21 protein-coding genes and 1 pseudogene are annotated in these 24,553 nt (G+C 47.4%); 5 read left to right on the top strand and 17 right to left on the bottom strand.

Translation table 11 applies throughout. The features are described 5' to 3' along the window. Nucleotides 1-10: 10 nt before the first annotated feature. On the bottom strand, nt 11-1,204 hold the full coding sequence (locus FYJ45_RS15890) for a HAMP domain-containing sensor histidine kinase (protein WP_207708431.1): 1,194 nt from the start codon (nt 1,202-1,204) through the stop codon (nt 11-13). 81 nt (nt 1,205-1,285) lie between these two features. Then, nucleotides 1,286-1,999, bottom strand: coding sequence for a response regulator transcription factor (locus FYJ45_RS15885; protein ID WP_235930831.1), 714 nt, complete (start codon nt 1,997-1,999; stop codon nt 1,286-1,288). A 306-nt stretch (nt 2,000-2,305) separates the two neighbouring features. On the opposite strand from FYJ45_RS15885, the gene asnA reads away from it, so the two are divergent. Continuing rightward, the gene (gene asnA / locus FYJ45_RS15880) at nt 2,306-3,316 is read left to right on the top strand and encodes an aspartate--ammonia ligase (RefSeq protein ID WP_154465678.1); all 1,011 of its coding nucleotides are present in this window, start codon (nt 2,306-2,308) and stop codon (nt 3,314-3,316) included. Between the two features lie 86 nt (nt 3,317-3,402). Next, nucleotides 3,403-3,888, top strand: a complete 486-nt coding sequence (locus FYJ45_RS15875; protein WP_102286936.1) for a GNAT family N-acetyltransferase — start codon at nt 3,403-3,405, stop codon at nt 3,886-3,888. A gap of 105 nt (nt 3,889-3,993) precedes the next feature. Here the strand turns inward: FYJ45_RS15875 and FYJ45_RS15870 are convergent, their stop codons facing one another. The 10 genes and pseudogenes from FYJ45_RS15870 to FYJ45_RS15830 form a co-directional block, all read right to left on the bottom strand. Further along, on the bottom strand, nt 3,994-5,361 hold the full coding sequence (locus FYJ45_RS15870) for a cytochrome c biogenesis protein/redoxin (RefSeq protein WP_154465676.1): 1,368 nt from the start codon (nt 5,359-5,361) through the stop codon (nt 3,994-3,996). A gap of 173 nt (nt 5,362-5,534) precedes the next feature. After that, nucleotides 5,535-6,430: pseudogene (locus FYJ45_RS15865) on the bottom strand (FAD-dependent oxidoreductase). A gap of 73 nt (nt 6,431-6,503) precedes the next feature. Further along, nucleotides 6,504-6,950 (bottom strand): RrF2 family transcriptional regulator, encoded by a 447-nt coding sequence (locus tag FYJ45_RS15860; protein WP_025490615.1) that lies wholly within the window; start codon nt 6,948-6,950, stop codon nt 6,504-6,506. 491 nt (nt 6,951-7,441) lie between these two features. Beyond that, nucleotides 7,442-8,467, bottom strand: coding sequence for a PfkB family carbohydrate kinase (locus FYJ45_RS15855; protein WP_180998039.1), 1,026 nt, complete (start codon nt 8,465-8,467; stop codon nt 7,442-7,444). Between the two features lie 29 nt (nt 8,468-8,496). Next, nucleotides 8,497-9,459, bottom strand: a complete 963-nt coding sequence (locus tag FYJ45_RS15850; protein ID WP_154465674.1) for a bifunctional 4-hydroxy-2-oxoglutarate aldolase/2-dehydro-3-deoxy-phosphogluconate aldolase — start codon at nt 9,457-9,459, stop codon at nt 8,497-8,499. 591 nt (nt 9,460-10,050) lie between these two features. After that, on the bottom strand, nt 10,051-11,871 hold the full coding sequence (locus tag FYJ45_RS15845) for a glycoside hydrolase family 35 protein (protein WP_154465672.1): 1,821 nt from the start codon (nt 11,869-11,871) through the stop codon (nt 10,051-10,053). Continuing rightward, nucleotides 11,846-12,082 carry an alpha-L-fucosidase gene (locus FYJ45_RS15840; RefSeq protein ID WP_154465670.1) on the bottom strand — a complete coding sequence of 79 codons (237 nt, stop codon included), beginning with the start codon at nt 12,080-12,082 and terminating at the stop codon, nt 11,846-11,848. Before FYJ45_RS15840 ends, FYJ45_RS15845 begins: the two co-directional genes overlap by 26 nt. Nucleotides 12,083-12,170: 88 nt before the next feature. Further along, nucleotides 12,171-12,509, bottom strand: coding sequence for an alpha-L-fucosidase (locus tag FYJ45_RS33195; protein WP_207708430.1), 339 nt, complete (start codon nt 12,507-12,509; stop codon nt 12,171-12,173). After that, nucleotides 12,464-13,165: an alpha-L-fucosidase gene (locus FYJ45_RS30760; protein WP_207708429.1), complete on the bottom strand. Its 702-nt coding sequence runs from the start codon at nt 13,163-13,165 to the stop codon at nt 12,464-12,466. The genes FYJ45_RS33195 and FYJ45_RS30760 overlap by 46 nt, the downstream gene beginning before the upstream one ends. Nucleotides 13,166-13,180: 15 nt before the next feature. Further along, nucleotides 13,181-13,378, bottom strand: a complete 198-nt coding sequence (locus FYJ45_RS15830) for a hypothetical protein (protein WP_154465668.1) — start codon at nt 13,376-13,378, stop codon at nt 13,181-13,183. 360 nt (nt 13,379-13,738) lie between these two features. Here FYJ45_RS15830 and FYJ45_RS15825 point away from each other — a divergent pair, with 360 nt between their 5' ends. Next, nucleotides 13,739-14,656 carry an Rpn family recombination-promoting nuclease/putative transposase gene (locus FYJ45_RS15825; RefSeq protein ID WP_154465666.1) on the top strand — a complete coding sequence of 306 codons (918 nt, stop codon included), beginning with the start codon at nt 13,739-13,741 and terminating at the stop codon, nt 14,654-14,656. Nucleotides 14,657-14,845: 189 nt separating this feature from the next. Here the strand turns inward: FYJ45_RS15825 and FYJ45_RS15820 are convergent, their stop codons facing one another. The 4 genes from FYJ45_RS15820 to FYJ45_RS15805 all read right to left on the bottom strand — a co-directional run bounded on the left by FYJ45_RS15820 (nt 14,846) and on the right by FYJ45_RS15805 (nt 19,819). Beyond that, nucleotides 14,846-16,579, bottom strand: a complete 1,734-nt coding sequence (locus FYJ45_RS15820) for a glycoside hydrolase family 66 protein (protein ID WP_195841835.1) — start codon at nt 16,577-16,579, stop codon at nt 14,846-14,848. 62 nt (nt 16,580-16,641) lie between these two features. Further along, nucleotides 16,642-17,466 (bottom strand): carbohydrate ABC transporter permease, encoded by an 825-nt coding sequence (locus FYJ45_RS15815; protein ID WP_154465662.1) that lies wholly within the window; start codon nt 17,464-17,466, stop codon nt 16,642-16,644. Between the two features lie 13 nt (nt 17,467-17,479). Beyond that, nucleotides 17,480-18,349 carry a carbohydrate ABC transporter permease gene (locus tag FYJ45_RS15810; protein WP_154465660.1) on the bottom strand — a complete coding sequence of 290 codons (870 nt, stop codon included), beginning with the start codon at nt 18,347-18,349 and terminating at the stop codon, nt 17,480-17,482. 105 nt (nt 18,350-18,454) lie between these two features. Next, nucleotides 18,455-19,819, bottom strand: a complete 1,365-nt coding sequence (locus FYJ45_RS15805) for an ABC transporter substrate-binding protein (protein WP_154465658.1) — start codon at nt 19,817-19,819, stop codon at nt 18,455-18,457. Between the two features lie 172 nt (nt 19,820-19,991). Here FYJ45_RS15805 and FYJ45_RS15800 point away from each other — a divergent pair, with 172 nt between their 5' ends. Next, the gene (locus FYJ45_RS15800; protein WP_154465656.1) at nt 19,992-21,812 is read left to right on the top strand and encodes a cache domain-containing sensor histidine kinase; all 1,821 of its coding nucleotides are present in this window, start codon (nt 19,992-19,994) and stop codon (nt 21,810-21,812) included. Continuing rightward, the gene (locus FYJ45_RS15795; RefSeq protein ID WP_154465654.1) at nt 21,797-23,392 is read left to right on the top strand and encodes a response regulator transcription factor; all 1,596 of its coding nucleotides are present in this window, start codon (nt 21,797-21,799) and stop codon (nt 23,390-23,392) included. The genes FYJ45_RS15800 and FYJ45_RS15795 overlap by 16 nt, the downstream gene beginning before the upstream one ends. A 37-nt stretch (nt 23,393-23,429) precedes the next feature. On the opposite strand, the gene FYJ45_RS15790 is transcribed toward FYJ45_RS15795, so the two are convergent. Then, nucleotides 23,430-24,422, bottom strand: a complete 993-nt coding sequence (locus FYJ45_RS15790; RefSeq protein ID WP_154465652.1) for a hypothetical protein — start codon at nt 24,420-24,422, stop codon at nt 23,430-23,432. Nucleotides 24,423-24,553: the final 131 nt, after the last annotated feature.

Below are 24,553 nucleotides of genomic sequence, written 5' to 3'. Positions count from 1 at the left end.
ATTTGTAAGATTACCGGTTTACTTCTTTGTAAGGAAGAAACACCGTAAACAAAGCGCCCTCTCCCAAGGCACTCTCCACACTTATCGTCCCTTCATGCCCTTCCACAATCGCCTTGGCCAGAGGAAGCCCCAGCCCGGCCCCTTCCCCGTCATTGGAGAAACGGCTCCTGTAGAATCGTTTGAAGATAGCGTACATGTCCTCAGGATGGATACCGTTTCCGTTGTCCTTTACCTGAATCCTTGTTCCGGTTCCCACCGCCTCCCAGGAAATCTCTATTTTTCCGCCTTCTTTTGTATGATCCAGCGCATTTTTCACCAGGTTGGAGACAGCCTCCTGCATCCAGTCCCTGTCGCACACAGTATAGCAGGCCTGGCTGCCCTCCAGAATTATCTCTTTGCCCTCCCTCTGCGCACGTGTTTCAAATTCCGAACGGATATCCTCCATCAGCCCGCGCACCTTCACCTCCTGGCTGCCGAACCGGATCATATCCGCATCCAACCGGGCGATTTTAAGCAGATTCAATACAAGCGTCTGCATCCGTTCCAGGGCGGCCACGGATTTGGCGGCGAATTTTTTCACCGTTTCCTCTTCTACGCTCTCCTGCTGAATGATATCCTGATACATAAAAAGAGCTGCCAGCGGCGTTTTCAGCTGATGGGAAATATCGGAAATCGTATCCTTCAGAAATTCCTTTGCCTTCATCTGAGCTTCCCTGTGGGAATTCAGCGAGGATGCCATTTCATTCACCGCCGTGGAAAGCAGCGCGAAATCACCTTCCCCTTCGGCAGCGATCCTCCGGTCAAAATTTCCTTCCGTAAACCGGCGCACATTTTCCTCCATTTCCTTAAGCCTGATATGCTCCCTTTGCAGCAGACAAAATACCAGAAATACCGACAGGCCAATGGCTGTCAGGCCAAAAACGGAGTAGACAGCTCCCCATTTACCGCCCAGGGAACGCAGGACAGGCATCAGGTAAACCGCCAGCGTCTCTTCATATCCTGCCCGGCGCATCAACAGCCTGCCCTGCGCAGCCATTTCTTCCGATATTTCCCCGGCAAGCAGCTTTGCCGCCCGGGCCGGATCCACACCGGCCTCCAGCAGGGCGCCGGCCGCTTCCGCCTGCTGTTGCAGATACACTTTTTTTATATCTTCCATCTGTCTGAACAGAAGGAAGCCGCCTGTCAATACCAGACATAATATCAAAGCGGCGCTTCCCGCCAAAAAACTGCGTATATCCCTGTCTTTACATAAACTTCCCACCATTAAACTCCTTTGCCGCCAGACTTATTCCTTCCACTGATAACCAAGCCCCCGTACCGTGAGCAGATGCTTCGGAGAAGAAGGCTCCTCTTCTATTTTGCTCCGCAGCCTCCTGATATAAACGGACAGCGTATTATCGTCCACAAACTCCCCGTTTCCGTCCCAAAGCCTGTCAAGAATCCGCTCCCTTGTCAGAATCATCCCCTGATTCTTAAGAAACAGACAAAGCAGCCGGTATTCCTGCGCTGTAAGCTCAAGCGGCTCCTCCTCCAGCCAGGCCCTGTTTCCCACCAAATCCACCCGGATACCGCCGGACTCCAGCACAGGCTCCTGTACCACGCCCGCCCCTTTTCCTCTTTTTCCGGCCCTTCTTTGCAGCGAATGAATCCTGGAAAGCAGTTCGTTGAGCCGAAACGGCTTGGACACATAATCATCCCCGCCCATATCCAGCCCCCTGACCACATTGAACTCCTCATCCGCAGCCGTCAGAAACAGAATCGGCACCTCCGAGGTCCGCCGGATCCGTTCGCAAATCTCAAATCCGTTCCCGTCCGGCAGTGAAACATCCAGCAAAACCACATCAAACCTTCCGTCCGTGTAAAGCTTTCCAAACTCCTCCACACTCCTTGCTACCTCCACCTCAAACCCGTCCTTCTTCAGGGCGTATTCCAGCCCGTCAATCAGGCTTCCATCATCCTCCACCAGCAAAACCCTGTCCTTATCCATTTTACGGTTCATTCCCTGTTCCCTTCCTTCCATTCTTCCCTTAATTTTCTATCTGTTTAAAAACCACTCACCTGTATCCCGCTCATTTTCCTCTGCTTATCCCTACATTATAAAGTCCTCCTGCCCAAAAGACAATATTCCTGTCGAATACGTTCAGTGCAGCTTCACAGTTCAGGGTTACTGTTCAGTAACCTTCCCTCCCTGTTTTTCACATAAGCAATTGACATCGCCTTTTTGCTGGATTATGATAGGAAAGGATTATTTTAACCAAAAATTCGGAGGTATATATCCGGCCGCAATATAACCGGAGAAAAAAAGATGGAAAACTTAAACATCCCTAAAAATTACGAATCATCCCTTTCCCTCCACGATACCCAGATCGGCATTAAGACGGTAAAGGACTTCTTTCAGACGCTGCTGGCAGAACGGCTGAACCTGCTGCGTGTATCTGCGCCGCTTTTTGTAGACCCTGCTTCCGGCCTGAACGATAACCTGAACGGGATTGAGCGTCCCGTAGCTTTCGGCATCAAGGAACAGAATGATTACGAAGCCGAGATCGTACAGTCTCTGGCCAAATGGAAACGCTTCGCGCTGAAAAAATACGGCTTCCAGCCCGGCGAAGGCCTCTATACTGATATGAGCGCCATACGCAGGGATGAGGTTACGGACAATATCCACTCCATTTACGTGGATCAGTGGGACTGGGAAAAAATCATAACCAAAGAGGAACGCAGCCTCGACACGCTGAAGGATATCGTGCGCATTGTATATAAGGTACTGCGCAAAACGGAAAAGTTCATGTCCATCCAGTACGATTACATAGAAGAAATCCTTCCCCACGATATTTTCTTTGTTACCACCCAGGAGCTGGAAACCATGTTCCCCGACAATACGCCAAAGGAAAGGGAATACTATATTGCCAAGGCCAAAGGCGCTGTCTGCATCATGCAGATCGGCGATACGCTGGAATCCGGCGAAAGGCATGACGGCCGCGCGCCGGACTACGACGACTGGTCCCTGAATGCGGATATCGTGGTTTATTATCCGGTTCTGGACATTGCGCTGGAGCTGTCCTCCATGGGTATCCGTGTAGATAAAGAGGCCCTGCTTTCCCAGCTTGAAAAAGCAGGCTGCCCGGAACGGGCGCAGCTGCCCTTCCAGAAGGCTATTATTGAAGAAAAGCTGCCCTACACCATCGGCGGCGGTATCGGCCAGTCCCGTATCTGTATGTTCTTCCTGAGAAAAGCCCACATCGGGGAGGTTCAGTGCTCTCTGTGGCCGGAGGAAATAATGGCGGAAGCGGAAAGCCACGGCATCCATCTTCTGTAGGCCGTATTTTTACGTTAAGAAAGCCCTGACCGGCACACACTGCCGGCGGGGCTTCTTCAAATTACAATTCCAGGAGGCAGCTAAAAATGGCAGCTGATAAAACCTTTCTCCGTCCGCTCACCGAGGCGGACATTGATACCATCTATTCCCTTACCTCAGATCCCAGGGTGGCAAAATACATGCGTTTTTCAACCCATACCAGCCGGAAGGAGGCCGAGGAGCTTTTTTATGAATATACCAAATCCGGCAATTCAGGCTGGCTTATCTGTCTGACAGAGGACGAATCCCCTGTGGGCATTGCGGCGCTGAAGCAGGAGGAAAATGAGCCGGATACGCGCTCCATGTCCGTATTCCTTTATCCTGACTGCTGGAATAAGGGCTACAGCACCGAAGTGGTGCGGCACATGAAAAATGCTGCTGCCGCTGAAAAAATCGGGTGTCTGAAGGCCTATGTAGTCCAGGACAACGCAGGCTCCTGCCGGGTTCTGGAAAAAAGCGGCTTTTCCCTGCAGGAAATCCTTCATTTTCCTGATATGGCCTCAGGCCTCTGCATTTATACCCTGCAGCTGTAAACGTATGCCTCCGGGCGCGCCGCAAAAAACCAGCTCAGCCATTTTTTCACATGGCTGAACTAGTTTTTATTTTCCATTTATTCCTGTATTATTGTTCCCTTTTTCTTACTGCACACGCTTCCCTGTCATTGTCTGGGAAACAATGCTCTCCATCATATCAGGGCTTAGCGCTCCCTGCGCATATCCGAATACATTGCCGTCCTTATCAATCATGAAGGTGGTGGGGAAGGAACGGATGCCGTAGGCGGAAAATATTTCGCCGGTGATATCCATGACTACAGGAAAGCTGTAGCCGCTGTCACTCAGAAATTTTTCCACTTCCTCCTGAGTCCCGTCCTGATTGTAGGGATATTCATCCGACTTCGGATTGGCAATGCCGAGCACTACCAGATCTTCGCTGTTTTCCCCGTATTTTTCATATAACGCCTGGATGTCGGGCATTTCTCCCTTACAGGGAGGGCACCAGGTAGCCCAGAAGTTCAAAAATACCGTTTTCCCTTTATAATCCGAAAGCGTATGGGTTTCACCATACTGATCCACCAGTGTGAAATCAGGCGCAGGCGTCTTTTTCTCCTCAGCCTGTGTGCTCTCCTGAGCGGCTGTGCCTGAAGAGTCGCTTTCTGACGATGCCTGTCCGGACTGCGAAGGGGTATTCGATGCGGTTTCCGGAACGTTCTCCGGCACGGTTTCAGCCGCATTCTCCGTTTCCGTTATCTGGGACTGCCCCGGCGCATCCCCAAGCTGCGCTTTGGAAAGGTAGCTGGTAATGCCGTTCATAAATCCGGTAAGAGTCATAACACCCATCAGGATCAGCAGCGCCGCGCCGACCTTTACTGTATATTTTACCACATTTCTCTTTTTCTTAAAGAAATCAAGCACGGAGCCGGTAAAGATTCCCACTGCCAGGAAAGGAATGACAAAGCCCAGTGTGTATACGCCAACCAACAGGAATCCCTTTGCCGAAGAGGAGGAAGAGGAGGCCATCAACAGCACGCTTCCCAGCGTAGGACCTACGCAGGGTGTCCAGGCGAAGCTGAAGGTGAAGCCAAGCAGCAGCGCCACCAGCGGATTCATGGAAAACCGATCCAGCCGGAAGGGCAGGCGGTGCTCTCTTTCAATGGTTTCGGATCGTCCGAACACTCCCAGCTGGTAAAGACCGAACATAATCATGATAATTCCGCTGATCCGTGCGAACCACACCCGGTTGTTGGTAAAGAAACGCCCCATCGCCGAGAAGCCGAAGCCCAGCAGGAAAAAGGTAAAACTGATACCCAATACGAAAAACAGCGTATTTATCAACACCTTTTTCCGTGGATAATGTACAATTCCATTTTCGTCCACTGTCTTGGTCCCGCCTGCCAGATAGCTGACATACAGAGGAACAAGGGGCAGGACGCAGGGTGAGAAAAAGCTTAAAATACCCTGAATAAACACTGTAATTACCGGAACTCCGTTTTCAACTGAAAAACCCATAATCATCTCCTTAGCTTTCTTTTATATATTTTAATGTAACTGTTCAGTTTTTCTCAGTAACTGCTAACCTCCATCCTGAATCGCCTTTAGCGATGGACTGAATCTCTTTAATATGGTCATTGCAAAGCGCTTGCCTGCGCAGCTACATGTGCTGGCCTGGCGAACAGTCAGATTTAATTTAGCGCTGCGAACAAATCGTTCAGGGCCTCGCTCATGGTAGGATGCGTATAAATATTATCTCTCAGAACCGTGTAGGGAATACCTGCATCCATGGCAAGCTTGAACAGGTTGATTATTTCATAGGATTCCGCGCAGTACAGATGCGCCCCCAGAATCAGTCCTGTTTTTCCGTCAATCACAGCCTTCATCATCCCGGCTGTGGCTTTCAGGACGCGCGCGCTTTCCCGTTCTCATCCCTTACTGCAGTTACCGCTGCTTTTCTGAGAATCCGCATACCCGCTGCCGTCATATGCTCAAGGACAGCTGCCGATACCTCTTCATCTTCCCTGGGAATAAAGGCTTCCCCATCCTGCACGATGGTTACCTGGGAGCCAAAATTGGTATAGTAGGAAGGAAATTCCAGCCCGATATAGCCGCCGCCGATAATAAGCAGTTTCTCCGGAAGTGTCTCCAGTTCCATCATGCCCTCGCTTGTATAGGCATAGCGGCTTTCCTTCAGCCCTGTAATGGGAGGTACAAAGGGCGTTCCCCCGGTATTAATAAATATTCTCTTTCCGTACAGCTCTTCCGTATTTCCTTCCGGATATGTAACCAGAATTCTGTGGTCATCCAGAAAAGCTGCCGATCCGGTAAGCACTTCTACCCCGGCCCCAACGGCTTTATTATAATTTTTCTGACTAAGTTCAGCTGTCAGCTGCCTTTTTTCCTCAATTACCTTACGGTAGCGGTCTGCCTTTTCCTGAAAGCTCCCGCCCTCCGCCGCTGACATTCTGGCGTTGTTTTCACCGCCATACATCTTATCGGAGCGCTCTATCAGCGCTGTCTTTTCCCCTTTAGAAGCAAGAGCGCCTGCCAGGGTCTTTCCGCCTTTTCCGAAACCTATAATTATATTGCCATATTACTTCATTTGAATTCTCCTTGTTTTGTGAAGCAAAAATGAAATTTATCTGCGGGCAGAAGAATTATCCCACTGCTGCTTTCGCCTGTTTTTGCGCCCGTATTTCTATCAGTTTCCGTTCTATCTCGCCTATCGTAATCGTTTTCAGCTTCTCCAGGCACATGTCATTTAAGTTCAGGTAGATTTCATCCATCACATCCGCCATGCCCGAAGCAATCATACAGTTCATATCACTGTCCCCGCTGCGCCAGGAAGCTTCCACAAACCGGATATCCAATGCTTCGGCAACCCGGTACAGCGTAATATCTTCCGCCTGCTCCACAGAGGTATAACCGCCCACCTTTCCTTCCTTTGTCTGCACCAGGCCCACCTTCTTCAGCTTTGCCATTACTTTTCTTACGCGGGCCGGATTGGTACAGATATTTTCCGCCAGCTCTTCACTGGAAATTGTGCATCCCTTATGCTTCAGAAATACCAGGCCATGCACGGCCACACAAAAATCACTGTTCAATACATTACCCCCTTCTGCGTTATTGCGCCCATATTTTATTTTCATTTGTAACTGTAATTATTTGTTATACACTTTGTACTGTAACTATATCATTTACAGATATAGTTGTCAATCCCTTTTTTCCTCTTAACATTATTTTTTCCAGTTGGATAAAAATGATATTACCATAACACATACAAAGGCACTTGTCCCCACAGATTCCCTGGACAAAACTTATCGCTTATGCCGCCTCCTGCTCCTGGAAGGCCGGATCGTTTCTGGAAAAGGATAGAATATACCGGCGGAACAGCACCGCCGGCAAAGGGACTCATGGCAAAGCCTTCTGCAACATTTTAACGCAAAAAAATGCGCCCTCTGTCCGGAGGGCGCATACAAACCGCAAAAACGGCCATCAGCTTTATACCGCAGCCACATCCGTTAAGTAACAGATGTCAGGTATTCAGCCATATATACATATATATATATTCAAAAATCAGGCAAACATCACAGCATCAGCGCTGTACTCTTCCCGAGGCATCTCCGCCTGCAAGCTTGGAAACCTCATCCACGGTTACCATATTGAAGTCACCTTCGATGCTGTGCTTCAGGCAGCTGGCAGCAACGGCAAACTCAATGATCTGCTGAGGCTCCATATTCTGCAGGCAGCTGTAAATCAGCCCTGCGCCGAAGGAATCCCCGCCGCCTACACGGTCAACGATGTGCATCAGATAATTTTTGCTGAAATAAAAATCCGTTCCGTCATACAGCATGGCAGCCCATTTGTTGTCATTTGCGGAAATGGACGTCCTTAAGGTGATTGCCACCTTCTTAAAGCCGAATCTGTCAGCCAGCTGCTTTGCCACATCCTTGTAGCCCTCGTGATTTACCTGTCCGCTGGTTACATCGGTATTTGCCGCTTTGATGCCGAATACATCTCCCGCATCCTCTTCGTTGGCAATGCAGACATCCACATATTTGCAGAGTTCTCCCATAACCTGTCCAGCTTTTTCCTTGCTCCACAGTTTATTTCTGTAATTCAGGTCGCAGCTTACGGTGATTCCCTTTTCCTTCGCTTTCTTTACGGCTTCCAGACAGATTTCCGCCACATTGTCGCCCAGCGCGGGAGTAATCCCGGTAAAATGGAACCAGTCTGCGCCTTCAAAAATCTTATCCCAGTCAAAATCCTCTTTTACCGCTTCCGCAATGGAAGATCCGGCACGGTCGTAAATAACCTTGGAAGGACGCTGGCTTGCGCCTTTTTCCAGGAAATAAATACCCACACGGCTGCCGCCTCTTACAATATCGGAGGTATCCACGCCGAATTTTCTCAGGGAATTCACCCCTGCCTGTCCGATTTCATGCTTCGGCAGTTTGGTCACAAATTTGGAATCCAAACCAAAATTCGCCAGAGATACGGAAACGTTCGCTTCCCCTCCGCCATAGGTTGCGCCATAAGTATCCGCCTGTACGAAGCGGTAATAGCCTTCCGGTGCAAGTCTCAGCATGATTTCCCCGAATGTAACTACTTTACTCATAATTTTCCTCACCTTTCCTTTATCCGTTTCTATTATTTCTGTACCAGATGAACCGCAAAACCGCCGACTTCTTCCTTCAGATAAATTGCCTTGAGGCTGCCCTTGTCATCATATTTTGCGCTGGACTGATCAAATTCAACACCCTGGTATTCGAGATAATTAACCGCTCTGTTGATAAAGTTGGTCCTGATGCCGATATGTCCCTTAGCGCCCAGCCCGGGTGTCTTCATCACTTCTACTGCAGTTCCTGCAAATACGGAGCTGGCGCCGGTTTTCTTCGCAAATCCGAAAATAGCTTCAAAACGTCCCGCTGTTTTGTCGGCAGCATCTTCATCCGTCTCATTAATTCCCACATGCGCCAGTTCAAAGCCAAGCATCAGCTGTACCGCTTCTCTTGTAAGCGCTTCAATTTTATCAAATTCACCCGCATTGATCAGCTCGCTCTTCACCATCCAGCTTCCGCCGCAGGCAATAATTTTATTAAAACCAAGATATTCATTCAGGTTCTTGGCGCTGATTCCGCCGGTAGGCATAAATTTCATATTTACATAAGGAGCGGACATCGCTTTGATCATGGCTAGGCCGCCTGCCGCCTCTGCCGGGAAAAACTTCACAACATCAAGCCCCAGGGAAATGGCGATTTCAATATCGCTGGGATTCGAACAGCCGGGGGTGACGGGAATTTTATTATCTACACAGTATTTTACCACTTCGGGATTCAGCCCGGGGCTGACAATAAAGGTTGCTCCTGCATCCATGGCTTCATCTACCTGTTTTGTGGTCAGCACGGTACCTGCGCCCAGCAGCATTTCCGGGAACGCCTTTCTGATGGCGGCAATCGCTCCTGCTGCAGCTTCCGTACGGAAGGTCACCTCCGCACAGGGAAGACCGCCGTTGCAAAGCGCTGCTGCAAGCGGCACCGCATCCTCCACTCTGTCAATTTTCACAACCGGGACAATACCGATTCTGCTGATTTGTTCCAATACTTCGTTCATTCTCTTTCCTCCCCTTTTTAGGTGATAGGTTATTTATTCCTGCGTACAACGGACCGGATGGCTGCGGCGGGCGCAGAAACCAGGATTTATAGATATAATGTCGTCTACGTTGACATTATATCATGTTTTATCTATTATTTACTATATCATCTTATTTCTTCCGTATCTTGTTGGTTTTTTTCGTAAATATGGTTTTTTTTGAACCATTACGGAAAATACTTATAATCCTTATTATCCTTTGCCATTCTGATACTGCTCTCATGAACGGCTTCTGCTTTCAGGGAAATACGCCCATCCGGCCGGAAGAACTTCTGCCTCTGGACAACGCCCGGTATACCCGCACCAATCAGGGAAAGCCAGGCTTGCCCGCCTGATTCAGCTGTTGGAAAATGAAGGCCGCATTGCAGATATTTTGGAAGCGGGAACAGATTATATAAAAAGTACGGGCTATAGCAGCGTGTGAAAACGGACTGCTATACCGCCCGCAGAAACAGAGGGACTCTTCCATTCATTGGAAGGGTCCCTCTCTCTTTTCCTTACAAAAATAAACAGTGACTGGACAGCGTCTTCACAGTTACAATAAATACTATATTACCCCAAATCCGGTTCCGCCAGCAGGGAAATACTGTCTGCGCATTTTCCTTCCGATTCAAAAAGAATGATTTCGTTCTCCCCTTTTTTCAGAAGCGCTCCCGGCAGATACAGCCTTTTCTGCGGGCCTGCCTCCCAGAACCTTCCCAGATGGAAGCCATTTACAAAGACACAGCCCTTTCCCCAGCCGCTGCAGTCCAGGAAGGTATCTCCAGGCGCCTCTACCGTAAAGGCAAACCGGTAAAACGCAGGCATTCCCTCATCATAGCCTCTGGTAAAATCCAGCTTCTCCAGGTTATCCATGGGAAGGCAGTACTGCTGCCAGCCATGCTGGGCGAAACAGTCGTTTATCATTACACAGCCGTCGATTCCCTTCCTCTGCCAGTTTATCATAGGCCCATAATTGACCCTTCCCATGTTTTCCATGAGAATATCCAGCCGGATATCCTGCGATACTGTCAGCTCCACCTCATGGCGTTCCAGAAGCTCCCTGTCCATTGCAGTGAGAATCCTTTTTCCATCGGCAAAGCAAATGGCCCGATCCGCCGCCTGATAAAGCCTGATGCTGTGCAGCTGTCTCTCCGTATGCAGAACCGAGGAATACAGGGTATAACCGTAGCTCTGTCCCAGCCGTTCCATGGACATGGGACTGAGTGTCCCTACAGGCTCCGCCAGGCAGTCCAGCGCATGGAACAAATCTACCTTCTGCGAAACATTGCATGTGCCATAGGCAGTTCTTTCCCGGAAATTCTTTTCTTCCCCATCTTCTCCGGATAATTTGCTGCCGGCAATACTTTCATCCGGCTCCGCCCCTTTTCCACGATGCCTGCTAATGATCTCCTGGAAACGTCTGTATTTCTCCGTAATCTGTCCGTCCTCGGTAAGCAGGGCGTCATAATCATAGGAAGTCACATCCGCCGTCAGATGATCTCCGTAATTAGATCCATTCATAAAGCCGAAGTTAGTGCCGCCCTCAAACATGTAAAAGTTCACATTTCCCAGCTCCAGAAGCTCCTCCAGCTCCTTTGCGGCAATTTCCATATTGCCCTTATGGTGCTTCTCATCGCGCCAGGCATCGAACCAGCCTATCCAGAATTCCGTACACATACAGGGACCGCCGTCCGTATATTCCTCCAGAATGGAAAAAGCCCTTTTCGTGCCTGAGCCGAAATTCGCGGTAGGAAACACACCATCAATCCTGGTATTGGAAAGCATGTTATGCCCCGGCCCGTCGGATGCAAAAAGAGGCACCGTAATTCCCTGTCCGCGCATCATATCCCGCAGGCTTTCCAGATATTTCTTATCATTGCCGAAGGAGCCATATTCATTTTCCACCTGAAGCATGATGACGGGGCCGCCGTGATCAATCTGGAGCGGCGCCAGCAAAGGCATCAGCCTGTCATAATAGGCTCTCACATGGCAGAGAAATCTTTCATCGCTGGTTCTTAAGGCCATATCCCCCTGCGCCAGCAGCCAGGCGGGCAGGCCTCCGAAGTCCCACTCCGCGCAGATATAGGGCGAGGGGCGCAGAATCACCCACAGCCCCAGCTGCTGTGCCTTCCGGATGAAAGACACTATGTCCAGCATGCCGTGTACCTTTTCCCCATAAAAATCAAACCTGCCCTTTTCAGGCTCATGCATGTTCCAGGGGATGTAGGTTTCCACGGTATTGCAGCCCATCTCCTTGAGCTTCCGCAGCCTGTCCTCCCAGTATTCGGGAAGGACCCTGAAATAATGGATTCCTCCCGAAATAATCTGGAACGGTTTTCCGTTCAGATAAAATTTGTCCCTGATTTCAAAGGTTCCTGTGTTTGTCATCATAATAGATTCCAATTTCAGTCAATGAAGTCTTTCCTCTTGTTTTAAGCACTCTGAACCTCAGAACCTGCGTATGTACCGTGGGGAAACGACATATTCTCTGATAACCCACTGTGGCCGCCCTGTAAATTTCCTGAAATCCCCCTGCTGCCGGAATCTCCAGGCAAAATTCCTCAATATGCTGTCCAAGCTCTATGGTCTCCTTAATGGTCACCAGATTTATTTCTTTTTCCCCTGTCAGATGAATTTCAATCGCAGGAAGTTCTTCGGAAGCGGCTTCATAAAACTGCCCCTGTCCTTATTTAGTACCGCGCCGGCATCCCTTCCCTTTCCGTCTGCCGCTGATGCGTTTGCAAGCTGGGATTTACTGAAGATGCGTTTGATTTCATTTCCCATTTCCGTAAGGCGCGCCACGTCCGCTTCATCAAACAGTCCCTCTGTGTTGGAGGAACATTCAGGAGCAGATTGGCATTGCCGCCCACTGCTTTTTCATACATATTAATCAATGTATCAAGCGAATGAAGCTTTTCCGCTTCGCCTTTCATATAGCCCCAGCTGGGGCGTATGGATACATCCACCTCTGCGGGATACCATATCAGTTCATCATATTGCTGAATGAATTCCCGGCTTCCGATATCCATCTCACGTCAGGGCCGCAGATACTGATACAGGCTTCCGGCTGCAGTCGTCTGATTATATCATAATAGCCATCCCAATCATAGTCCTGAAGTTTATCTTTTGAACGGCAAGCGCCGTCAAACCAGACGCAGAACAGTTCACCGTAATTACTGCACAGCTCCGTCAGCTGGTTTTTGAAAAACACGTCATATTCCGGTGTGCCGTATGTCTTTTCATGCATATCCCATGGGGAAAGATAAACGCCGAACTTCAGGCCTTCCGCATGACAGGCCTCGGAGACCTCTTTTACGATATCCCCTTTTCCATCCTTCCACGGGCTGTTCCTGACACTGAATTCCGTATATTCACTGGGCCAGAGGCAAAAGCCTTCATGATGCTTACAGGTCAGCAGCAGGCCTTTCATGCCTGCTGCCTTAAATGCCCTGACCCACTGATACGGATCGAATTTTTCCGGATTGAAGATTTCAGGCCCTGCCTTCCCCTCTCTTGACGGGTCAAATGTATATAAGCCAAAATGTACAAAACCGTAAAATTCCATGCAATTCCATTTTACCTGTCTGGCTGAGGGCACTATGGCTGCCGCTCTTTTTACAGCTGCTTCTGCAGCGTTCTGCTCATCCGGGATATATTTTACTTCGGAATCGACTCCTGTATCCATGGTTCTCTCCTTTACTTATTCTGCCGAATCGTAACGATCAAAAATCTTCTGCTTTACTTCCAGGTAATGACTTAAGCCCACATTTTCAAGCTCTTTCAGATAATTATCCCAATCCGCATTGACGTCGCTTTCACCGGCGATCCATTTTGCCAGCTGGTTCTTGGAATAAACCTGGAGGTCGTATAGTTTATACGAGCTTGTGGCGGATTGCAATATTTATCCCCCATCTCCGGCTAATTTGCTGTTGCCAGGTTATTACTGTCACATTACTGTCTTCCCCCATTTATTCCGGATGTGAACAGTAACGCGCCTGCATATCATAATAGTATTGCAAAAGGAAATACTTGTTTTCTTCCTAATCCTTTGCTATTATTATTTTGCGAAACGAAATTTAGCGGATAAATTCATGGCGGTGTTTCAGCCGCTTTTCTGAATGAATCTTTGGGAACTCTCCCATATATTCCAATGTTCAAATAATAATCGTCCGGTATAAAAACTATCGGCAAAGTTTGTTTTTTTCTAAATACTAATTGATTTTTGTCGTTAAAAAATTTATAATTACAGGAGATAATTATGGGTAAAAAAGATATTACCCTGAATGCTTTTCTGGGAGACGCGCATATTTTTGCAGATCTTCTGAACGGATGCTGCTTTCAGGGAAAAACAGTCATCCTTCCGGAAGAGCTTCTGACGTTGGACAGTGCCCAGTATACCAGCACCAATCAGGGAAAACCCGGAAAAAAATACAGAGATTTGAAAAAGCTGTGGTATCAGGAAGAACCAGTTGCCATATTTGCGATAGAGAATCAGGAACGCAGAGACTATCGGATGCCTGTCCGTTGTATGCGCTATGACGCGGATGAATACGAACGTCAGATTAAGGCTTTTGAGGCGGAACAAAAATCCGTCAGTATAATTTTCAGGCCTGGGAAAGCCATATCGCTGCTGCCCGTGCTGACCATTGTTTTATATTATGGACAGGAGGAATGGACGGTTCCCCGCAGACTGTCCGAAATGATTGCTTTTCGATCTAAAACGGCGCGCTTCAGAGAACAGATTCCGGACTATCCTCTGCGCCTAATCTCTGTAAGGAAAGATATGGATATTGAATTGTTCCATACTGAACTGAGAGAGGTTATGGGAATTCTACAGCGTGTGGATGACAAACGGGCCATGCAGATTTTTTTTGAAAATAACAGAGCCGCTTTTTCAAGGCTGACGGAACAGGCCTTTGAGGTAATTGTCAACCGTACCAATTCACCAAAACTGAGAAAATATATGCTGGAAAATAAGGAAGGAGAATGTGTTGATATGTGCAGAGCTTTTGAAGAATGGATGGAAGACTGCAGGACGGAAGGTATAAAAGAAGGCGAAAACAGATTTGCCCGGCTGATACAGCTGCTGGAAAGAGATAACCGTTATTCAGATATTTCCAAGGCTGCGGACAATCCCGCCATCAGAAACAGACTGTACAGAAAGTATGGACTGTAAAGGTTTTGGGAAAAGTACCGATATATAATAGATCCCATATACGTCATGGATAAATAAATATAGCCGATTATGCTTCAGAAACAGACTCACCGGCTGACCGTTTTTTCGTGAACATACTGAGGGATTCTTCCGTTCTTATTGGAGGAATCCCTTTGTTATTTCCTCAAATATCAATTCATTTTTCTCTTATTATTTCATTCTTATAAAAACCATCGCCCACACGAAAAGCCATGGCACAGTAAACTTTACAAATCTCCCCTTATTAGTCAAAAAATAATCATATTGCAGACTATTCATACCTTCATATGAAGTTATATCTGACTGAAATCCCACAGCATCCTGCGCTTCTTTATCCGGAGTTGCCAGATATATTCCTTCCACATCTCCGTCTGTAAGTACGGTAAATTCCAGTTCACGCTGTACCTGGGGCCGTTCCTTCCCCCGGTTCCAATAATCATCACTGCATCCGCACAGATTGATCAGGCTGATGCTCTTTGCTCTTTCGCTCTGACGAATAATTGTCCAGATTCTGCCGGCTGCCCCATCGCCGCTCCACGGGAAGTGACACTGGTATTCATAGTTATCCCATCCCATGTGGGTCATGGACACCTCCTGCATATCCTCTGAATAAAACAAATTCATATATCGGATCAGAAAATCATAATACTTTATCATCTGTTCTTTCAGAGGTTCCTGCATCCGAGTATAATCGGGATAATATCCCTGTGTCAAGGCACAGCCTTCTTCCCCCATAAGTAAATGAGTGGCCCCCATCGAGACAACTGCTGCTGTAAGCAGCCTCGCCGCATAACCGGCCCTTCCTTCCAACAGTTCCCCCTTCTCCTCCAGGCGGAAGGGCTCCAGGTAGGCAGCCAGAATTACCTGCTTCTTCCCACCGCAGGCGGCCTTTGCCTCCCGGATGATTTCCCTGATATGATGATATTTTTCGTAAGGCGGCCATACCTCAATGTAAACAGCATCCTGAGGCGCACAGGCTACCGTATTCACAGGCCAATTTCCCACATTATTAAAAATCAGATAACAATCTTTTCCCTTTCTCTCAAGGTATATCCTCGCATCTCTTATCAATCCCGGGAATTCCTCCTGCAGCAGGATTTTTTCTCCCTTCTGAGAAAAGGCTTCCTTAGGAAAACCATAGGTATCCATATGGATTCCGTCAAAACCCGCCTGCTCTGCCGCCGATACATACTCTTCAAGAATATGTTTATGCCAGCCATTGCTCTCCTCTATATTCATCAAATAAAAGATATCAATAAACCGGAAGGCTTCTCCCTCGGAAGTATAAAGAACCTGTTCCGGGTGATCCTGTGCATAGGCCTTTGAAGCCGCATAAACTGCGCCATAACCAATCGCCTTCATCCCTCTTTCATGAGCACCCTTTATTTTCCCGCGAATGACGGAAAAATCCTTCCGTTTTCCCATCATATCTTCATATATTGTTTCCGTAGAAACCAGCTTATCATGACGGAAAGACCAATCATAAAACTGAAGCATATTGATATGGCACCTTAACAGGAAATCCAAATCCGCATCTGAAGCACCATCCTTTGTATCAAAATCACTTAAGAAACCATATCGAATGGAATCAGAGACGCTTTCCACTACATCAAAAGCAGTGGAAGCCGCGCATTTTAACCTTTGCCCGCCTTTTTTTCTCTCAGGCAGCCACAGCTCCGCTCCAAAACCCTTAAATCTTTCCGAAAAAGTGCCTGCGCTGATTCTCATTTCATTTCCCTGCCATACTGCAGAAACCGTCCTGACCAGCTTTTCCATCTGAAATATCCGCAGCTGTACCGTTACATTTTCTTCTTTTTTCCCGATACCCACCTTCAGCCAGACTTCTTCACCGGTAATATACTGTGATTTTTCCGGATATAAATATGTATTTATTCTTTTTTCCATTATTCCTCCCATCCAACACTGAAGCACGCATATAAATCGGGCTGGCTGAAAGCACATGGCTGTCAGCCTTTCAGTGCTCCATCTGTCAGTCCCTTTATCAGATTCTTCTGAAACAGCAGAAAGGCAGCGATGACCGGAACAATGGCAATTACCGCTGTGGCTGCCATCAGATTCCATTTGGCTCCGGCAAACTGCTGGAAATATACGGAAAGTGCCTGTGGAACATTGTGCTTCCGGCTGTCCTGCAAAAAGAAAACGGCCTGGGAATAATTATTCCATATACCAAATGCATTCAGGATTATCACAGCCGAAATGGAAGGCTTCAGCAGCGGGAAATCAATGCGCCAAAACGTTTTTGTCCAGGAACAGCCGTCTATGATTGCAGCCTCTTCCACTTCTTTTGGCAGGGCTTTGATAAATCCGGTGAATACAAACACCGCCTGCGGCAGCGCCAGCGTTGCACAGACACAGGCCATTCCCCAAAGGGTGTTAACCGCATGGAGCTTAATCATCAGGGTATATAATGGAACCGTATTGATAATGCCCGGCACCATCATACAACAGAGCAATATGGAGAAAAAAATCCGGTTCATTTTGATGGGAAACCGTGCAATAGCAAATCCCGCCATTGCCCCCAGAAACACAATCAGAAGTATGGAGCCAACCGTTATGATTCCGGAATTTACCATGGCATTCCCAATATTTGACTTTTCCCAGCCTACTGCAAAATTAGCAAAGTAAAAGTCCGGCAAAAGCATATTCCCTTCATAAAAATTCCGCTGCGGCGTATTCAGTGATAATATCAGCAGAATCAGAAAGGGAGTAAGGCACAATAGGCAAATCAGCAAAACAGCCGTATATCTGCATAGATTCCTAAACTTTTTCATATCATCACTTCTCCTATTCCTTTTCACCGATCAGCTTCAGTGCAGCCAGAACCGGAATCAGTATAATGAAAAACATAATTACCGCCACCGCTGTAGAATAGCCTGTCTTACTGCCATAGCACATCCGCATGATATAAATGCTCAATGTTTCCGTCTGGTATCCCGGTCCACCCCCCGTAAGGGACATTACAACATCAAACACCGACAAAGAACCGATAATGTTGGTTATAATGTTGATCCGTATGGAAGGTCCCAGAAGCGGTAGTGTAATATAACGAAAAGCGGCCACGCCTGAAGCCCCATCCATTTTTCCCGCTTCGTAAAGCTCCGATGGTATGGACTGCAACCCAGCCAGATAAATGACCATGGTCATGCCTGCATATTGCCACACATTTACCAGCACCAGCACCAACATTGCCGTACCGTAGCTTCCCAGCCAGTTACCGAACCATTCTCCTTTTCCCACCTTATCCAGCAGATGAAAAAGGAAGCCCCTGCCAGGCTGCAGCAGCAGATACCAGATATATCCCATAATCAGGGGACTTATAATGGCAGGCATATAAATAAACATCCGGGCCGCCGATTTTCCTCGAAAACTACCATTCATCAAAAGGGCATACGCAAGTCCTGCGATATTCAGAAGCGGTGCACTTCCCAGTGCAAAAAGAAGTGTGGTTCTAATATCCGACATTGCTCTTTTATCTGAAAAAAAGGAGCGGAAATTTTGCAGTCCTATAAATTTTGCCTGTCCGATGCCATCCCAATTTGTCAGGCTCATTCCCAGTCCTTTTACGAGCGGATACAGAAAAAATACTGTAAAAAGGAGAAATGCAGGCACTGCCATAAATATATGCCCCCCGATATTTTTCCTCTTTCTGTTCATATTGCCCTCCTTGCCTTTCCGACATACTATCCATACAGCATGCCATTTCCAAAAGAAAAGGTACCCCAAGTATTACCAGGGTACCTCCCCATCTACAATCATTTATCAGTTTCCTGTATTCATCCCATCGTTCCAGGCCTGCTCATAAGCTTTTGCAAATTCTTCCGCTGAGAATTGTCCTGCAAACAGCTCCTGCAGCATTCTTCCGGCATCATCTCCTGAAAATCCGGCCGGTTTTTCGTTGGTATAGCCGATATTGACAGCGCTGCCAACGGCTTCCGAAACCTCTTTTACAATAGTTTCCGGCGCCCAGTCTGCATCAACATCCGTAAAGGCGCTGGGGGCTTTTGCAGCTTCGCTATATTTCTTCTGATTCTCTGGCTGAAACAGAAAATTTAAAAATTCTATCGCTTCCTCTTTATGTTCCGTTGTTGAGGAAATAGAGTATCCTGAATCTTCTGCGCTGAGGACTACCGGTTTGGAATCCGGCATATAGGCGGGGTATGGGGCAAAGCCTATTTTGTCCGCCATATCCGGGTTCGCCTCCAGCAGGCTGGAAATCACCCACATACCATTGCTGAACATGGCCGCTTTTCCATTAACGAAATCCTGTATACAATTATCACTTGTAGCAGTCAGGACATCCTCATTAATCAAACCTTTTTCCTGCAGTTCCAGCATCCTGGAAGCGAAAACCGCCATCGGGCCATCGGGCTCGCCGAAACGCAGCCTTGCCTGGTCATCATCCAACATGGCCTTCTTGGCATCTATGGTTCCAAGCGTTGCTTTCACATAGCCATGGGGAATAAATTCAATCAAATGACCCAGATGCCATGCCTCGCTGCCGAAAATAAACCAGGGCGTCACCTCCGGTTTTTCCTTTTTTACTGTCTCCAGCATCTTCATGAAATCATCCCACTGCTGTGGCACCTCCAGTCCCAATTCATCCAACATTTCCTTGTTATAGAAAAAGCCGGCCATTGTCATATTCGTACATACACGATACTGGTTTCCGGATTTTACATCCGTACAGGCCTCCTTCATTGATGGGGAAAGCCGCTCCCACCACTCCGATTGTCCGGAAAGATCTAGATATTTTCCTTCGTCTACAAACCCCTGTTCATAGGTTGTCATAATGTCAGGTACCTCTCCTGACGCAAATTTAATCTTGATAATATTACTGGCATCCTTTTGATACTCCTGCTCCACCTCAATCCTGTCCTGAGAGGCGTTGAAATCGGCAATGATTTCATCCATAACATCGATGGTTTCAATTTTCCCGGTAAAAAGCTTAATTCGTACCTTTTCCCCAGACGTCTGTTCTGCATAAGCTTCCTCTTTCCGTGCTGCTGTTTCGTCTACACCGCCTGACACTTCCTGCTGTCCTTCTTCCGCTCCGCCGCATCCTGAAAGACAACCTGCCGTCATAGTAAGAGCCATCATTATTGCCAACCATTTTTTCTTTTTCATAAGTGCTACCTCCTTTGTGCTATCAGCATAACACAGGGATTTTTTGTTTAAAATACCTTGGTTTTTGGAAAATGGTTCCTGTTTTTTAGCACTTTTTCAAAAGCCTTGTTTCCCTTTTCCGGTTTTACTATAATGAGTGTATCATATTTATCCAAGAAAACGGAGACAGCCTATGAATAAAGAAACCATGGAAAAAATACATTTGAATTTTAAGGCAAAGCTTGTTCTGATGATTTCGCTTTTTAATATCAGTCTGGTTCTGTGTGTATCCTTTTTTAATTATCTGTGGCATTCCCGGCAGCTCACCAGACTGACGATTAACCAGACACAGCAGATTATCGAACAAACGGGCTCCAATATCGACAACTATATCGATGAACTGTTTCGTCTTACGTTATCCCCTTATTATAACGACGAAATAATGAATAAAATCGCCTTTATTCCCGCCTCCCCGGAAGAAGCACTTAATAAGAAAAGAACCATTGAGTCCTTTCTTGCTTCTGTCATGACCCTGCCTCGTGATGAAATACTCCGCGTTTATATTCTGACGGAAGCAGATATTTACTCCTATACACGCACGCCCTATCAGATGGAGGATTATAATGTCTACAAGAATTCCTTTTGGTACATGGAAGCTCTGAAAGCCAACGTCCCCGTATTTATCCCCGTTCATGCGGAAAAAGCCTTCGGTGAAAAACCCACACAGATTTTTTCTGTAGCCCGGAGACTCCGAAGTAAAGATAACAATGACATCATATTGGGTGTAATCAAGGTGGATGCAGATTATACCGGTATCAAGTCTATTTGTGACAAGGTTGAATTTGAAAACGACGGCGCGTTGTTTGTGATTAATAAAAATGAAGAAATGGTTTATGAAAAAAATGATCTGCCAGAAAGCGGATTATGGGAAAAATTGACGCTTCCCACGGACAACGGGGATTTTTCCTGCCGCATTAACGGGGAGAAATATATTGGAAATGTAACTACTCTGCAGGAATCAGAACTCAAAATTATTGCGCTCCACTCCTATCGGAGCCTGACCAGCAAGGCCCGGGGGAATTTAAGCCGCACAGTATTTCTTGCCTTTATCTGCATCGTAGCGTCTATTGTTATTTTTATCCTGTTTATACAGCGTTTTCTTCATCCCCTGTATCACATCATACGCACCATGGAAATAGTGCAGACCGGCAATCTGGACGTACAGGTTCCGTTGGAACAGGATGATGAAATCGGTTATCTTGCAAGCGCCTTCAACACCATGACCAGCAGCCTCAAGGACGTAATTCACCGGAATTCGTTGCTTATGAAACAGGTATATGAAGTTCAGTATCTTCACAAGGTATCCCAGTATGATGCTCTATGCAGCCAAATAAAACCGCATTTTCTGTATAACACGCTGAATACTATCAGTCTGCTCATCAAATGCGGCGAATCTAAAGACGCCATTCTTTGCATTGAGAATTTGTCCTGTTTTCTACGAGGTATCATGAATGCAGACAAGGAAATTTCCTTCAGGGAGGAACTGTCCATCGTCTCTTCCTACCTAAACCTGCAGAAAATACGTTATGGAGATCGATTGTCCTATAATCTTTCCATCGGACAAAACACGGAAAATGTCTCTATACCGGCACTTTCCCTGCAGCCATTGGTGGAGAATACCATCAAGCACTGCTGTGAGACCAGCAGCGCTCCTGTTTCCATCCTGGTTACCTCTGAATGGGATGGAAACAATCTTAGCATACAGGTTTTGGATAACGGTCCCGGAATCCCAGAAGAAACCCTGCTTAAAATCACCGAAAGCCTTACGCGGGAAGAAACGCAGGATGCGCTGACAAGCAGTATCGGCCTTATCAACGTTCACAGACGGCTCCGTCTGCACTTTGGTGCGTCCTCAGGACTGCATATTGTTTCTGGATCGGAAGGAACAACAATAACACTTACCATACCGCAAAATATTTCCAGGGAAGAAGGTATCATATGTACAGAACACTAATTGTAGATGATGAACCGCTGATGAGAACCTATCTCGCCAATAATACGGCGGCTATCTGCCCATACTTTGCCGTCACCGGCGTTGCCTGCGACGGCAGAGAGGCCATGGAATTGCTGCAAAAACAGAATTTTGATCTTGTAATTACTGATATCCGCATGCCGGAAATGGACGGAATCGGTCTGGCCAAATATATTTCGGAAGCCTTTCCTCATATCAAGATAATTATCCTGTCCGGTTATAATGAATTTGAATATGCCAGAAGTGCGCTGAAATATCATGTTACCGATTATCTACTGAAACCGCTGAATGATAATGCACTGGCCGATGTTCTTATGAATGTAAAAGAACAGCTTGCCGCAGACAGCCGCCACAATGCTTCTCTCACTGTTTTTCCGGAAAACATAAACCCAGAGGAACTGGGCAGTCTGTTCCTTTCTGCTGTCCTTGAGGAGGATCCCGGACAAATGTATTCCCTTTATGTCAAGCTCATGGAACACGGCCTTTTTTCTGAAGGGCAGCTTTTCTGTATTATGCTCATTTATCCTGATGGTCCAGATCTGCTGTTATCAGGAAATACCGCACCGGATATGACCGCCTGGCAGCTGAAGCTGTGGAAACTCTGCCAGGATTACTGCCGTCCCAGGCACCTGCTTTCCGCAAAAAGCAATGACGGTGATATCTACCTGCTTCTGGCAGCATCTGATGAAGCCCATCTGCATAAGCTTGCTTCCCATGTTTTCCAGGAACTCACCAATGCGGCAACTGCATTCCACTTTCCAAGGCTGCTGGCTTCCTGTGGTCAGATTTCTTCCGACCTGTCCGAGTTTTCCTACTCTGCCAAAACTGCTTATGCTGCTGCCGCACTTTCGCTTTTAAATAAAAAGCCTCCTTTTTCTCAGGAACAATACCTGGAAAACAAAGAAATTATCCTTCAGATTCAGGAAACCTGCGCCATTCTTTATCAAGATTATCTCTCCTCCAGCCGAGAAAAGCTGATGGTCGATTTTCCGCTCTACACTGCTTTTTTCCGGGATGCTCCAAGTGCGGCCGCACTTCTTCAGTATGGAACTTATTTACTCCACTATATCTGCAGCAGATCCCACATCAAGCTCCATTACAAAAAAGCAGCCTACGAAGCACTTTTTACCGCATTTGACAGACTGCTGCCTACCGGAAATTTTACCGAGCCCCTCCTTACAGATGCACTTCATGGAGCCATCTGTGCATTACTTTCCCCTGATAAGCCAGCCCGTATTTCCGAGTCCCAGCAGATAGCGGAAAATGCCCGTAAATACATCCTGTCCCATTATCAGGAGCAGATAAGTCTTTCACAGATAGCAGAAGAAATCGGCGTCAACAGCTGCTATCTGAGTGATATCTTCCATAAATATATGGGGGAGCCCTATTCCCGCTATCTGCTTCGCATTCGAATGGAACAGGCGGCCCGGCTTCTGAAAGAAAATCCAGGAGAAAAGATATACAAAATTGCTGAGCACACCGGCTTCGTCAGTTCCAAGCACTTCATAGCAGTCTTTAAGAAATACTATGGAACAACGCCTTCCGCATATGTTTCCAGATAAGATAACCGTCAGTCACCTTTGCCGTTTTGAAAGAACACTATTCATCATCCTTTTCAAAATACTTATCCCTCCACTTCCGGCCAATCTGCTGCAGCCGGATTGCTGTCTGCGCCAGTTCGTCATACTGGCGTTTTGCCTGCAGGAGCTGTTTTTCGTAGCCTTCCCTGCATTTGGCCAGCTTTTCCTCGTATTCTCCCCGCAGGCGGTTTACCTTTCCTTCGTATTCCTTCCGGCACTGGATCAGGCGCTCTTCCCGTTCCTGCTGAAGTTCTCCCATTTTTGCCAAGGCCACCGCCTGTATTTCTTCTTTCTGAAGCTCCCAGCCTTCCTTTTCCTCCTGCCAGGCCGCCTGAAGACTGTTCAGCCTCCGTCCGTGCTCTTCCTCTCCCACCTGCCGTCTTTCTTCAAAAATAAGCCCGCTCTTCCATTCAAAAACCCGGACCTCTCCGCTGATTTTGTCCACACAGGTAATCACTGTCCCCGCATCCGTTGCCGTCACATGAAATCCCAGCGCATTTTTTCCCACAAGATCATTCTTCCCTGCCAGATCATTTCTCCTGCCCTTCTGCTCCTGGTTCTCATCCTGTCCGGCGCTCTTTCTGGCGCCGTCCCCGACAGGGCTTTCCTTTTCAAAGACCACTCCCCGGCAGTTCTCCTGATACGGCATGCATACGTAAAGTCCATACCCCTTTTCCCGTCCGGAAAAGGCCTGGTAGAACAGATACAAATCCCCGTCCCTGACTACCAGATGCAGATTGCAGAATCCGTACCCAAGCGGTCCGTCCGTAAGAATGATCCGCGCAGGGCCGTTACCCAGCGTATCCAGTATAATCGTATGCTCCAGGTTTTCATACACATAACACACCGTATCCCGAAAAACCCGCGCCTCAAAATGCGCCAGATAATCTCTCTTTACCTCTATTGGCAGCATCCCCCTTGCAAAGGGCAGCAGGCAGTATAATACGGAGTTGCCCTGGGCATACAGCGCCACTCTCTGTCCATCCGACATTTCAAAAATCTGGTAAGCCATGGTGTTTCCTCCTAGTATAATAATGGTGTAGTCAAGAACGACTACTGGTTAACAGTTACAAAGTCCAATCTAATAAATCTATATAGATATAACGGAAGGAGGAGTTCCCCCTCCATCAGAAGTTATAGGAC

This window comes from Eisenbergiella porci (assembly GCF_009696275.1).
In the GTDB taxonomy this organism is placed as follows: Bacteria; Bacillota; Clostridia; order Lachnospirales; family Lachnospiraceae; genus Eisenbergiella; species Eisenbergiella porci.
The sequence above is the reverse complement of the archived record's forward strand: the minus strand, read 5'-3'. Positions and strand labels throughout refer to the sequence as shown.

Coding starts and splice junctions, on each gene's coding strand:
- FYJ45_RS15845 (WP_154465672.1), bottom strand. CDS start 11,871: ATGATGACAAACACAGGAACCTTTGAAATCAGGGACAAATTTTATCTG.
- asnA (WP_154465678.1), top strand. CDS start 2,306: ATGGAAAACTTAAACATCCCTAAAAATTACGAATCATCCCTTTCCCTC.
- FYJ45_RS15815 (WP_154465662.1), bottom strand. CDS start 17,466: ATGAAAAAGTTTAGGAATCTATGCAGATATACGGCTGTTTTGCTGATT.
- FYJ45_RS15805 (WP_154465658.1), bottom strand. CDS start 19,819: ATGAAAAAGAAAAAATGGTTGGCAATAATGATGGCTCTTACTATGACG.
- FYJ45_RS33195 (WP_207708430.1), bottom strand. CDS start 12,509: ATGGATATCGGAAGCCGGGAATTCATTCAGCAATATGATGAACTGATA.
- FYJ45_RS30760 (WP_207708429.1), bottom strand. CDS start 13,165: ATGGATACAGGAGTCGATTCCGAAGTAAAATATATCCCGGATGAGCAG.
- FYJ45_RS15885 (WP_235930831.1), bottom strand. CDS start 1,999: ATGAACCGTAAAATGGATAAGGACAGGGTTTTGCTGGTGGAGGATGAT.
- FYJ45_RS15825 (WP_154465666.1), top strand. CDS start 13,739: ATGGGTAAAAAAGATATTACCCTGAATGCTTTTCTGGGAGACGCGCAT.
- FYJ45_RS15790 (WP_154465652.1), bottom strand. CDS start 24,422: ATGGCTTACCAGATTTTTGAAATGTCGGATGGACAGAGAGTGGCGCTG.
- FYJ45_RS15810 (WP_154465660.1), bottom strand. CDS start 18,349: ATGAACAGAAAGAGGAAAAATATCGGGGGGCATATATTTATGGCAGTG.
- FYJ45_RS15800 (WP_154465656.1), top strand. CDS start 19,992: ATGAATAAAGAAACCATGGAAAAAATACATTTGAATTTTAAGGCAAAG.
- FYJ45_RS15820 (WP_195841835.1), bottom strand. CDS start 16,579: ATGGAAAAAAGAATAAATACATATTTATATCCGGAAAAATCACAGTAT.
- FYJ45_RS15795 (WP_154465654.1), top strand. CDS start 21,797: ATGTACAGAACACTAATTGTAGATGATGAACCGCTGATGAGAACCTAT.
- FYJ45_RS15875 (WP_102286936.1), top strand. CDS start 3,403: ATGGCAGCTGATAAAACCTTTCTCCGTCCGCTCACCGAGGCGGACATT.
- FYJ45_RS15850 (WP_154465674.1), bottom strand. CDS start 9,459: ATGAACGAAGTATTGGAACAAATCAGCAGAATCGGTATTGTCCCGGTT.
- FYJ45_RS15870 (WP_154465676.1), bottom strand. CDS start 5,361: ATGGGTTTTTCAGTTGAAAACGGAGTTCCGGTAATTACAGTGTTTATT.